Consider the following 10,600-nt stretch of genomic DNA (forward strand, 5'->3'; position numbering starts at 1 on the left):
GAATCGACATGGGCAAATTCGATTTCGACGTCATCGGCAGCGCGCTGCCGTACCTGTTCCAGACCGGCATGACCTTCACGCTGACCCTGACGCTGCTGGCGGCGGTGATGGGGCTGGCGCTGGGCACGGTGCTGGCCATGATGCGGCTGTCGCGCTTCCGGATCCTGTCGGTGCCGGCGGGCATCTACGTGAACGTGATGCGTTCGGTGCCGCTGCTGCTGGTGATCTTCTGGTTCTACTTCCTGGTGCCCTACATCGCCGCCTGGATCGTGGGTTCGCCCACGCCGCTGCGGGTGGGAGCGTTCAATTCGGCGGTGGTCACGTTCACGCTGTTCGAGGCCGCGTACTTCTGCGAGATCATGCGCGCCGGCATCCAGTCGATCTCGCGCGGCCAGGTCTCGGCCAGCATGGCGCTGGGCCTGAACCACTGGCAGGGCATGCGCTACGTGATCCTGCCGCAGGCCATCCGCAACATGGTGCCGGCGCTGCTGACGCGGGTCATCATCCTGTTCCAGGACACCTCGCTGGTGTACGTGCTGTCGCTGACCGACTTCCTGGGCGCGGCGTCCAAGATCGGCCAGCGCGACGGCCGGCTGGTGGAACTCTATCTCTTCGTGGCGGTGGTGTATTTCGTGATCTGCTTCACGGCATCCCGTCTGGTCAAACGGCTGGAAAAGCGCGTGCGGGTGCTGCGCTAGGCGCCCAGGTTATCCACAGGTCCAACGATGCAACTCTCTTCGAAACCCCCGATGATCGAGATCAAGCAGGTCAGCAAGTGGTATGGCGACTTCCAGGTGCTGGATGACTGCTCCACCACCGTTGGCCGGGGCGAGGTCGTGGTGGTGTGCGGCCCGTCCGGGTCGGGCAAGTCGACCCTGATCAAGACCGTCAACGCGCTCGAACCCTTCCAGAAGGGCGACATCGTGGTCAACGGCATCCATGTGGGCGATCCACGCACCGACCTGCCCAAGCTGCGTTCGGTGGCCGGCATGGTGTTCCAGCACTTCGAACTGTTCCCGCACCTGACGGTGACCGAGAACCTGTGCCTGGGCCAGCTCAAGGTGCTCAAGCGCGGCAAGGACGAGGCGCGCGCACGCGCCCTGGCGCTGCTGGAGCGGGTCGGCCTGTCGGCGCACAAGGACAAGCATCCGGGCGAGCTGTCCGGCGGCCAGCAGCAGCGCGTGGCGATCGCCCGCGCCCTGTCGATGGATCCGGTGGTGATGCTGTTCGACGAGCCGACCTCGGCGCTGGATCCGGAGATGGTCAACGAAGTGCTGGACGTGATGACCGACCTGGCCGGCGAAGGCATGACGATGATGGTGGTGACCCATGAAATGGGGTTCGCCCGCCGCGTCGCCGACCGTGTGATTTTCATGGACGGCGGCAAGATCGTCGAAGACTGCCCGAAGACGGCCTTCTTCGACGATGTCGAGGCGCGCGCGCCGCGCACGCGCCAGTTTCTTTCCAAAATTCTGCAGCACTGATTGTTATGACCCAGCGGATTTCCGTCGACTCCTCCAGCGCACTCGTCGACCTGCGCAGCGACACGGTGACCCACCCCACCGCCGCCATGTACGAGCGCATGCGCACCGCCCCGATCGGTGACGACGGGCTCGATGGCGACCCCAGCGTGCGCGCGTTGGAGGCCCACGTTGCCGCGCGCCTGGGCAAGGAAGCCGGGCTGTTCGTGCCCAGTTGCACCATGGCGAACCTGCTGGCGGTGCTGGCGCAGACCCAGCGCAATGAGCAGGTGGTGCTGGAATCGGCCGCGCACATGTATACGTCCGAGCGCGGCGCCGCCACCTTCACCGGCCTGTTCTACCAGGGCGTGCCGGGCACCGATGGCGCCATGGACCTGAACCGCCTGGAAGAGGCGCTGCAGTCCGGTGGCCACAAGCTCAAGACCGCGCTGGTGGCAATGGAGACCTCGCACAACAACGCCGGTGGCACGGTGCTGCCGCTGGACCACATGCAGGCGGTTCACGGCATGGCGCAGGCTTGCGGCGTGCCGGTGCACCTGGATGGCGCGCGCCTGTTCAACGCCGCGGTGGCGCTGGGCGTGGCGCCGGCCGAGATCACGCGCCATGCCGACACGGTGTCGCTGTGCCTGTCCAAGGGCCTGAGCGCGCCGGTGGGCGCGGTGCTGACCGGCGCGCGGCCGGTGATGGCGCGCGCCCGCATGCTGCGCCGCATGCTTGGCGGCACCCAGCGCCAGGCCGGCATCATGGCCGCGGCCGGGCTGGAAGGCGTGCAGACCATGGGCGACCGCCTGGTCGAGGACCACGCGCGCGCGCGTCGCCTGAGCGATGGCCTGAACCGGCTCGACCCGTCCTTGGCGGCGACGGTGCCGCAGACCAACATCGTGCAGGTCGAGACCGCCGATACCGGCATGACCAATGCGCACTGGGTCACCGCGCTGGAGGCCGCGGGCCTGTTGACCCGTCCGTGGGGCCGCACGCGGCTGCGCTGCGTGACGCATCGCCATATCGACGACGAGGATATCGACCGCGCCATCGAGGCCTTCAAAAAGGTGCTGGCAAGCCGCTGAATCGGCGTTTTTCGGGGGCGGGCAATGCGATAATGGGCGATGTCCGCCGCTACCCCACTTTCCAAGAAAGACTATCTCTGCGCCCTGACGGTGGTGGTGATCTGGGGCCTGAACTTCGTCATCATGAAGATCGGCCTCAAGGGCCTCTCCCCCATGATGCTGGGCGCCCTGCGATTCGCCCTGGCGGCCTTCCCCCTGGTGCTGTTCGTGCGTCCGCCGCGCCTGCCGTGGCAGTGGATCGCCGCCTACGGGCTGGTGCAGGGGCTGGGCCAGTTCGGCCTGCTGTTCACGGCCCTGAAATTCGGCATGCCGGCGGGCATGGCCTCGCTGGTGATCCAGACCCAAGCCTTCTTCACGCTGCTGCTGGCCGCGCCGGTGCTGCGCGAGCGCGCGCGGCCGCATCACTGGATTGGGCTGGGCGTGGCTGCGCTGGGGTTGGCGGTGATTGCCGCCGGCCGTGGCGAGGGGCCGGGCCAGATGCCCATGCTGGGATTCGTGCTGACGCTGGGCGGCGCCTCGATGTGGGCGGTGTCGAACATCATCGTGCGGCTGGCCAGCCGCACGGCGCCCGGCTACGACCCGTTTGCCTTCATTGCCTGGAGCAGCGCCGCGCCGGTGCTGCCGTTCGTGGGACTGGCGGTGCTGGCCGACGGCTGGGACGCGGTGGCGGGCATGATCCTGGGGATCGGCTGGGGCGAGGCGCTGTCGGTGCTGTACCTGGCGGTGCTGGCCACGCTGTTGGCGTATACGCTGTGGACGCAGCTCCTGACGCGTCATCCGGCCGCCAAGATCGCGCCCTTCTCGCTGCTGGTGCCGGTGGTGGGCCTGTGGGCGGCGTCGGCCGCCTTCGGCGAGCGGCTGCAGCCGCTGCAATGGCTGGGCGCGGGCTGCGTGCTCGCCGGCCTGATCATCAACCAGGTCGGCGGGCGTTGGCTGCGCAACCGCTGAGCTCATCCTTCTTCGCGCCGCGTCTCCTACCCGCTTTCGGATGAGCGTCGCAGGCCGCGGCGCGCGCCCTACAGCTGTTCGAAATGGGCATAGCGCTTATCGGTGTACTCCCGTCGCGTGACCATTTCGACGACCTCGGCCCCGGGCGGGCCGCGCCGCAGCCATTCCAGCATGTGATCGACCTGGTCGGGAGTGCCCTGCACCAGGGCTTCGACCGTGCCGTCCAGCATGTTCTGCACCCAGCCGCGGGCGCCCAGCAGGTGCGCGCGCCGCACCGCCGCATGGCGGTAGCCCACGCCCTGCACGGTACCGCTGACGGTGACGTGGACGGTCTCGATATGGGTGTCTTGCATTGGTTTTCCTTCGGATGATGCGCCGCGGCGCGCGGGTGACCTAGGCGGTTCCGGCTACAGCGGATGGTCGATAGGCCCCTCGGGCATCGAAGCGATACGTTAGAGCACATGTCAAAACGTGCCAACGGGAACGCCCGCAAGCAAAGCTTGGAGAAGCCATTATGGAAGAGACCAGTTTGTTGTCGGAAGCAGAAACAGCGCGCTACAGGGACCAGGGATACCTGGCTCTGCAAGATATGTGCCCGCAGGACGAAGTGGGCTATATCCGGCGCACGCTGCTGGAACTGTTCGCGAACAAGACGGGCTACAACGAGGGGGCGCAATACGACTTCATCAGCCGCGACGACCCGTCCAAGCCGGCCAAGTTTCCCAGTTTGCACGATCCGCGCCATTATGCCCCGGGCCTGCTGAAGACCACCTATCACGAGCGCACGCTGGAGCTGGCGCGCCAGTTGCTGGGCGAGGACGCCGCGCTGTACGGCGAGCACGCGTTGCTCAAGCCGGCGCTGGTCGGCCCCGAGACGCCGTGGCACCAGGACGAGGCGTTCCGCTCGCCCGATTTCGTCTACAACGAACTGAGCATCTGGCTGGCGCTGCAGCCGGCCACGCTGGAGAACGGCTGCATGCAGTTCATCCCGGGCTCGAACAAAGGCGAGGTGCTGGAGCACCGCTCGCCCGGCGGCGACAAGACGCTGCACCCGCTTGAATGCTGCGCCGATTTTCCGCGCGAGCAGGCGGTGGCCGAGCCGCTGCAACCCGGCGGCTGCACCGTGCACGATGCGCGCACGCTGCATTTCACGGGCGCCAATACCTCGCCGCAGCCGCGGCTGGCGTACATCCTGATCTACAACACGCCGCCGGTCTACAAGCCGGGGCGGCGCGAATTTCCGTGGCTCGAAGGCCGCTGGACCGACAGCCAGACCCGCAAGAAGGAATGGCACCGGCGCGGCGGCCTGGCGGTGGACGTGCTGCGGCGCCTGCCGGGGGCGCGCCTGACCAGCCCGCGCTGGGTGGCATGGGCCACGATCCGGGCGGTGAGCAAGGTCTGGCCGCGCTAGCGGCAGGGACGGCGGCCGCGTCGGCAGCGGCGCAAAGCGGTCGCGATGAAGGGGGGAACCGGGGCCGGCAAGGGGCGCTTGCCGGCCCCGGCGCGTATACTGGGCGGCGCCGCGGGCCTTGCCGCCCGGCGTGAACGGCGGGTGTCTGGACGACGCATGCGGGTTCGCGCGGGGCTGGCCGCCGCGGGATCGCGTCCCACTTTCCCCAGAAAAATAACCATGACCGCTGACCTCTCCACGATCACCTGCATCGAAGACCTGCGTGCGATTGCGCGCAAGCGCGTGCCGCGCATGTTCTACGACTACGCCGATTCGGGCGCCTGGACGGAAGGCACCTACCGCGCCAACGAAAGCGATTTCCAGAAGATCAAGCTGCGCCAGCGCGTGGCGGTGAACATGGAAGGCCGTTCGCTGCGCACCACGCTGGTGGGCCAGGACGCGGTGATGCCGCTGGCGATTTCGCCGACGGGCCTGACCGGCATGCAGCATGCCGATGGCGAGATCCTGGCGGCCAAGGCGGCGGCCGATTTCGGCGTGCCGTTCACGCTGTCGACCATGAGCATCTGCTCGCTGGAAGACGTGGCGGCGGCCACCGGCAAGCCGTTCTGGTTCCAGCTCTACGTGATGCGCGACCGCGAGTTCGTCGGCAACCTGATCGACCGGGCCAAGGCGGCGGGCTGCTCGGCGCTGGTGCTGACGCTGGACCTGCAGATCCTGGGCCAGCGCCACAAGGACATCAAGAACGGGCTGTCGACGCCGCCCAAGCCGACGATCCGCAACCTGATCAACCTGGCGACCAAGCCGCGCTGGTGCCTGGGCATGCTGGGCACCAAGCGCCGCACTTTCGGCAACATCGTCGGCCACGCCAAGGGCGTGAGCGACCTGTCGTCGCTGTCGTCGTGGACGGCCGAGCAGTTCGATCCGCGGTTGAGCTGGGACGATGTGGAATGGATCAAGCAGCGTTGGGGCGGCAAGCTGATCATCAAGGGCATCCTGGATGTCGAGGATGCGCAGTTGGCGGCCAACAGCGGCGCGGATGCGCTGATCGTCAGCAACCACGGCGGGCGCCAGCTCGATGGCGCGATGTCGTCGATCGCGGCGCTGCCGTCGATCGCGGATGCGGTGGGGTCGAAGATCGAAGTGTGGATGGATGGCGGTGTGCGCTCGGGGCAGGACATCCTCAAGGCGGTGGCGCTGGGCGCGCGCGGGGCGATGATCGGGCGGGCGTTCCTTTACGGCCTGGGCGCATATGGGCAGGCGGGCGTCAAGCGCGTGCTGGAGATCCTGTACAAGGAAATGGATACGACGATGGCGCTTTGCGGGCGGCGCAATATCGAAGTCGGGGATCGGAGCATCTTGCTGCCGGGGACTTATCCCGTTTGAGCGTTTCTCTGATCGGCTGGAAGCCGGTGGGTCGCGGATTGCGGCTTGCCGGCTTTTTTGTTTTCTTGCTTTGGGGTTTTTGCTTGGCGAGTCGTGCTTCGTAGGTCGGCCGGCGCGGCGAGGGGCGGGCGGGGCGCGCCTACGATTGCGGTCCGGAGCTTTCGCTCCGGACTGCCCCATCGTCATCCTCGTTGCCGCCTGAGGCGGCTGCCTACGGATTCCCTCGGGCGCATCTACACGGCGCGCCCCGCCCGCCCCTCGCCGCGCCGGCCTGCGGGTGTCGAGAGTTGAGGCGTTGTTGGAGCGGAGGGGGCATGAAGAGTGTGTGTTGCCCGTCATGGCCGGCTGCGCGGGCAGCCGGCCATGACTTACGCGGTGTCTTGTGGTGGCGCGATGTGCGCTGCGCGGCGTTGACGCGGGGCTGGGTTGGCCCGGCCTTGGGGGGGAGAGGGGGCGGTTTGGCTGGCCGTTTCAGTCGCGGTTGCCGGTTCCAAGGAATTGGCTGGGGCGTCTTAGCGCCGGGTCGAAGGGGTTGAGTTGGGCGCTGATGCCGGCGGCTTCGCGGCGCAGGATCTCTACGATGAGGGGCAGGCGTTCGTCGCTGATGCGTTCGACGGGGGCGGCGATGCTGAGGGCGGCGACGGTGACGCCGTTGGGGTCGTGCACGGGGACGGCGAGGCCGGCGATGTTGGGGAAGATGCCCTGGCCCTTGCTGCGGGCGTATTGGAGTTCCTGGCATTCCTTGATGCCGGCGCGCATCGAGATTTCGTCGACGAAGCCCAGGTGGTGCAGGCGCGGGATGTTGAAGCGCAGGACTTCCTCGCGTTCGGCTTCGGGCAGGTTGGCCAGCAGCAGCAGGCCGGCCTGGCCCAGGCCAAGCGGGACGCGGCCGCCGATGTCGCCGGTGTGCGAGCGGACCGGGAAGGCGCCGTCGATGCGGTCCAGGCAGACGGCGTCGAAGCCGCTGCGCACCAGCAGGAAGATGGTGTCGTTGAGCATGCCGCTCAGGCGCAGCATGGCGGGACGGTAGATCGAACGCAGGGTCGATTGGTGGTTGCCGGCGTTGGCCGCGAGCGAGAAGAAGGCGACGGTGAGTTGGTAGCCCTTGCTCTGCGCGGGCTGTTCGACCATGCCCTCCTGCACCAGGCCCTGCAGCACGCGGTGCACGGTGGCCTGGGCCTGGCCGGTGCGGGCGGCGATGTCGGTCAGGCGCAATTTTTCGCCCTTGGCGTCGGACAGGACACGCAGCACGGCGAAGGCGCGTTGCAGGACGCCCTGGGCGCCGGCGTCGTCGGCGGCTTCTGATTTCTTCATTGTTCAATTCCGATAATCAAAATATACGACTGTATTTTTATCAGAAAATTCAGTTATACGGAAATAATAAGTAAAAAATTCGATTGTTCGGAAAACCCTAATTGACCGGCCTTTTCGGCCCCTCCTAGACTGCCCTGCATCGATTGCATCGCGGGCGGGTCCCGCGCACCGCGCCTTACCGGGCAGGGGGTTGGAATATGTCATTTCTGCGGCTGGACAACGTCTCCAAGAATTACGGCGACCTGCGGGTGGTCTCGGACCTGAGCCTGGCGGTCGAGAAAGGGGAATTCGTGTCCTTGCTGGGGCCGTCGGGCTGCGGCAAGACCACCACGCTGCAGATGATCGCGGGCTTTGCCGACGTGACGCGCGGCAGCATCACGCTCGATGGCCGCGACATCACCCATGCCAAGCCGAACACGCGCGGGCTGGGCATCGTGTTCCAGAGCTATGCGCTGTTTCCGCACCTGACGGTGGCGGACAACGTGGCGTTCGGGCTGAAGATGCGCAAGGTCGAGCGCGCCGAGCGCCAGGCGCGGGTGCGCGAGGCGCTGGCGCTGGTGAAGCTGGACAAGCACGCCGACCGCTTTCCGCGCGAGCTGTCGGGCGGGCAGCGGCAGCGGGTGGCGCTGGCGCGCGCGCTGGTGATCCGGCCGCCGGTGCTGCTGCTGGACGAGCCGTTGTCGAACCTGGACGCCAAGCTGCGCGAGGACATGCAGTTCGAGCTGCGCAGCATCCAGAAGCAGATCGGCACCACCACCGTGATGGTGACGCACGACCAGGCGGAGGCGCTGTCGATCAGCGACCGCGTGGTGGTGATGCAGGACGGCCGCGCCACGCAGGTGGATGCGCCCTACCGCATGTACGAGCATCCGCAGAGCGAGTTCATCTCGCGTTTCGTCGGCAAGACCAACCTGCTGCCGGGCCGCGTGACGCGCTGCGGCGCGCAGGCCGAGGTGGAGACCGGCGCGCTGCGCGTGCTGGTCGACGGCGCGGGGCTGCGCCATGGCGACAGTGTGCAGTTGTCGCTGCGGCCGGAGAAGCTGGTGCCGGTGCCGGCGGGCCAGGGCAAGCTGTCCTGTGTGGTCAGCACCCGCTACTTCCTGGGCAGCCAGTGGATGTACGGGCTGGATTCGCCGGTGGGGGCGCTGACGGTGCTGACGCCCAACGACGGCCGCCCGCCGCACGACGATGGCGAACAGATCGGCCTGGACTGGGCCGAGGGGGTGCTGCGCGTGCTGCCCGTCGCGGCCGTTGCCGAAGAGGCCTGACATGGCGACGCTGACCCAACCCGGCGCCGCCAGCGCGCCCAAGCCGCGCACCGACGGGCTGCTGGCCATCCTCGGTTCGATTCCGCTGGCGATCGTGTTCCTGACGCTGGTGCTGACGCCGCTGGCGTTGACGCTGGTGCTGTCGTTCCGTCCGTTCGATTACAGCGCGGGCATCCTGCCCGGGCACACCTTCGAACACTACCTGGCGGTGGTGACCGACGGCTATTTCCTGGAGATCTTCTGGCGCACGTTCTGGATCGCGGGCGTGACCACGCTGATCTGCGTGCTGATCGGCGCGCCCGAGGCCTACATCCTGTCGCGCATGGGCAAGCCGTGGCGCTCGATCTTCCTGCTGGTGGTGCTGTCGCCGCTCTTGATCTCGCTGGTGGTGCGCGCCTTCGGCTGGAGCATGCTGCTGGGGCCGGGCGGGGCCATCGGCCGCGCGGCCGCGGCGCTGGGCCTGGGGCCGTTGCTGTACACGCCTACCGCCGTCATCATCGGCCTGGTGCACGTGATGCTGCCGTTCATGGTGATCCCGGTGTGGACCTCGCTGCAGAAGCTGGACCCGACCGTGGAGCACGCGGCGCTGTCGCTCAACGCCTCGCGCTTGCAGACGCTGCTGCGCATCGTGCTGCCGCAGGCCATGCCGGGCATCCTGTCGGGCAGCCTGATCGTGTTCGGGCTGTCGGCCAGTTCGTTCGCGATTCCCGCGCTGCTGGGCGGACGCCGCCTGAAGATGGTGGCCACGGTGGTCTACGACGAATTCCTGACCGAATTGAACTGGCCGCTGGGCGCGGCCATCGCCATCGTGCTGCTGGTGGTCAACGTCGTCATCATGATGGCGTACAACCGCGTGGTGGAACGTTCCTACCGGCGCAGCCTGGGTTGAGCGAGGACAGCGATCATGCAGAAAAACGGTCCCTTCGCTCTCCTCTTCAATGCCCTGGTGGTGCTGTTCGTGCTGGCGCCGCTGGCCATCGTGTGCCTGGTGGCGTTCACGCCCGAGTCGACGCTGACGGTGCCGACCACGCAGTTTTCGCTGCGCTGGTTCCACGCGGTGTTCGAGCATCCCAACTTCATGCAGGCGTTCAAGAACAGCCTGTGGCTGGCGTTCCTGTCGGCCAGCATCGCCGTGTGCCTGGCGGTGCCGGCGGCCATCGCCATTACGCGTTACCGCTTTCCGGGACGCGATGCGCTCAACGGCCTGTTCCTGTCGCCGCTGATGATCCCGCACCTGGTGCTGGGCGTGGCGCTGCTGCGCTTTTTCGCGCTGTTGGGCACGACCGGCAGCTTCGGCTGGCTGGTGTTCAGCCACGTGGTGGTGATCACGCCGTATGTGATGCGGCTGGTGATCGGCGCGCTGGTGGGCTTTGACCGCTCGGTCGAGCATGCCGCGCTGTCGCTGGGCGCGAGCCGCGCCACGGTGTTCTTCCAGGTGACGCTGCCGCTCATCATTCCGGGCGTGTCGGGCGGCTGGCTGCTGGCCTTCATCAACAGTTTCGACGAGCTGACCATGTCGGTGTTCATCACCGCGCCGTCGACCATCACGCTGCCGGTGCGCATGTACATGTACGCCACCGAGTCGATCGACCCGATGATGGCGGCCGTGTCGGCGCTGGTGATCGGCCTGACCGCGGTGACCATGCTGCTGCTGGACCGTGTCTACGGCCTGGACCGCGTGCTGGTGGGACAGAAATGACGATCACGCCGGGTACGCAACGGGAGACC

Annotated in this window: 11 protein-coding genes; 9 read left to right on the forward strand and 2 right to left on the reverse strand. The window is 67.3% G+C overall.

The window, feature by feature from the left end:
• The first annotated feature begins 8 nt into the window (after positions 1-8).
• The 4 genes from HV783_RS17215 to HV783_RS17230 are packed head-to-tail and all read left to right on the forward strand — an operon-like array spanning position 9 to position 3,496.
• The gene (locus HV783_RS17215; RefSeq protein WP_049070337.1) at positions 9-698 is read left to right on the forward strand and encodes an amino acid ABC transporter permease; all 690 of its coding nucleotides are present in this window, start codon (positions 9-11) and stop codon (positions 696-698) included.
• A gap of 51 nt (positions 699-749) precedes the next feature.
• Positions 750-1,484, forward strand: a complete 735-nt coding sequence (locus tag HV783_RS17220) for an amino acid ABC transporter ATP-binding protein (RefSeq protein WP_063580920.1) — start codon at positions 750-752, stop codon at positions 1,482-1,484.
• A gap of 5 nt (positions 1,485-1,489) precedes the next feature.
• Positions 1,490-2,548 carry a threonine aldolase family protein gene (locus tag HV783_RS17225; RefSeq protein ID WP_116791265.1) on the forward strand — a complete coding sequence of 353 codons (1,059 nt, stop codon included), beginning with the start codon at positions 1,490-1,492 and terminating at the stop codon, positions 2,546-2,548.
• Between the two features lie 39 nt (positions 2,549-2,587).
• Positions 2,588-3,496 (forward strand): EamA family transporter, encoded by a 909-nt coding sequence (locus HV783_RS17230; protein ID WP_054504472.1) that lies wholly within the window; start codon positions 2,588-2,590, stop codon positions 3,494-3,496.
• 68 nt (positions 3,497-3,564) lie between these two features.
• On the opposite strand, the gene HV783_RS17235 is transcribed toward HV783_RS17230, so the two are convergent.
• A complete protein-coding gene (locus HV783_RS17235; protein ID WP_054504473.1) occupies positions 3,565-3,849 on the reverse strand; it encodes an acylphosphatase in 285 nt (94 codons plus the stop codon).
• A 161-nt stretch (positions 3,850-4,010) separates the two neighbouring features.
• Here HV783_RS17235 and HV783_RS17240 point away from each other — a divergent pair, with 161 nt between their 5' ends.
• Together HV783_RS17240 and HV783_RS17245 are read left to right on the forward strand one after the other, a co-directional pair.
• Positions 4,011-4,907, forward strand: coding sequence for a phytanoyl-CoA dioxygenase family protein (locus HV783_RS17240; RefSeq protein WP_054504474.1), 897 nt, complete (start codon positions 4,011-4,013; stop codon positions 4,905-4,907).
• Positions 4,908-5,126: 219 nt separating this feature from the next.
• A complete protein-coding gene (locus HV783_RS17245; RefSeq protein ID WP_054418839.1) occupies positions 5,127-6,290 on the forward strand; it encodes an alpha-hydroxy acid oxidase in 1,164 nt (387 codons plus the stop codon).
• A gap of 471 nt (positions 6,291-6,761) precedes the next feature.
• On the opposite strand, the gene HV783_RS17250 is transcribed toward HV783_RS17245, so the two are convergent.
• Positions 6,762-7,604: an IclR family transcriptional regulator gene (locus HV783_RS17250; protein ID WP_116791263.1), complete on the reverse strand. Its 843-nt coding sequence runs from the start codon at positions 7,602-7,604 to the stop codon at positions 6,762-6,764.
• A 197-nt stretch (positions 7,605-7,801) separates the two neighbouring features.
• Here HV783_RS17250 and HV783_RS17255 point away from each other — a divergent pair, with 197 nt between their 5' ends.
• Genes HV783_RS17255 through HV783_RS17265 form a run of 3 tightly spaced genes read left to right on the forward strand, consistent with a single transcriptional unit; the run spans position 7,802 to position 10,571 of the window.
• The gene (locus HV783_RS17255; RefSeq protein WP_063584720.1) at positions 7,802-8,872 is read left to right on the forward strand and encodes an ABC transporter ATP-binding protein; all 1,071 of its coding nucleotides are present in this window, start codon (positions 7,802-7,804) and stop codon (positions 8,870-8,872) included.
• Between the two features lies 1 nt (position 8,873).
• Positions 8,874-9,761: an ABC transporter permease gene (locus HV783_RS17260; protein ID WP_049070352.1), complete on the forward strand. Its 888-nt coding sequence runs from the start codon at positions 8,874-8,876 to the stop codon at positions 9,759-9,761.
• A 15-nt stretch (positions 9,762-9,776) separates the two neighbouring features.
• The gene (locus HV783_RS17265; RefSeq protein WP_054418835.1) at positions 9,777-10,571 is read left to right on the forward strand and encodes an ABC transporter permease; all 795 of its coding nucleotides are present in this window, start codon (positions 9,777-9,779) and stop codon (positions 10,569-10,571) included.
• Positions 10,572-10,600 lie beyond the last annotated feature (29 nt).

The organism is Achromobacter dolens (assembly GCF_902859745.1).
Lineage (GTDB): Bacteria > Pseudomonadota > Gammaproteobacteria > Burkholderiales > Burkholderiaceae_B > Achromobacter > Achromobacter dolens.

What these genes read in the sequence shown, in the direction of transcription:
- HV783_RS17245 (WP_054418839.1), top strand. Translation starts at nt 5,127, where the DNA reads ATGACCGCTGACCTCTCCACGATCACCTGCATCGAAGACCTGCGTGCG.
- HV783_RS17235 (WP_054504473.1), bottom strand. Translation starts at nt 3,849, where the DNA reads ATGCAAGACACCCATATCGAGACCGTCCACGTCACCGTCAGCGGTACC.
- HV783_RS17240 (WP_054504474.1), top strand. Translation starts at nt 4,011, where the DNA reads ATGGAAGAGACCAGTTTGTTGTCGGAAGCAGAAACAGCGCGCTACAGG.
- HV783_RS17265 (WP_054418835.1), top strand. Translation starts at nt 9,777, where the DNA reads ATGCAGAAAAACGGTCCCTTCGCTCTCCTCTTCAATGCCCTGGTGGTG.
- HV783_RS17260 (WP_049070352.1), top strand. Translation starts at nt 8,874, where the DNA reads ATGGCGACGCTGACCCAACCCGGCGCCGCCAGCGCGCCCAAGCCGCGC.
- HV783_RS17225 (WP_116791265.1), top strand. Translation starts at nt 1,490, where the DNA reads ATGACCCAGCGGATTTCCGTCGACTCCTCCAGCGCACTCGTCGACCTG.
- HV783_RS17220 (WP_063580920.1), top strand. Translation starts at nt 750, where the DNA reads ATGATCGAGATCAAGCAGGTCAGCAAGTGGTATGGCGACTTCCAGGTG.
- HV783_RS17230 (WP_054504472.1), top strand. Translation starts at nt 2,588, where the DNA reads ATGTCCGCCGCTACCCCACTTTCCAAGAAAGACTATCTCTGCGCCCTG.
- HV783_RS17250 (WP_116791263.1), bottom strand. Translation starts at nt 7,604, where the DNA reads ATGAAGAAATCAGAAGCCGCCGACGACGCCGGCGCCCAGGGCGTCCTG.
- HV783_RS17255 (WP_063584720.1), top strand. Translation starts at nt 7,802, where the DNA reads ATGTCATTTCTGCGGCTGGACAACGTCTCCAAGAATTACGGCGACCTG.
- HV783_RS17215 (WP_049070337.1), top strand. Translation starts at nt 9, where the DNA reads ATGGGCAAATTCGATTTCGACGTCATCGGCAGCGCGCTGCCGTACCTG.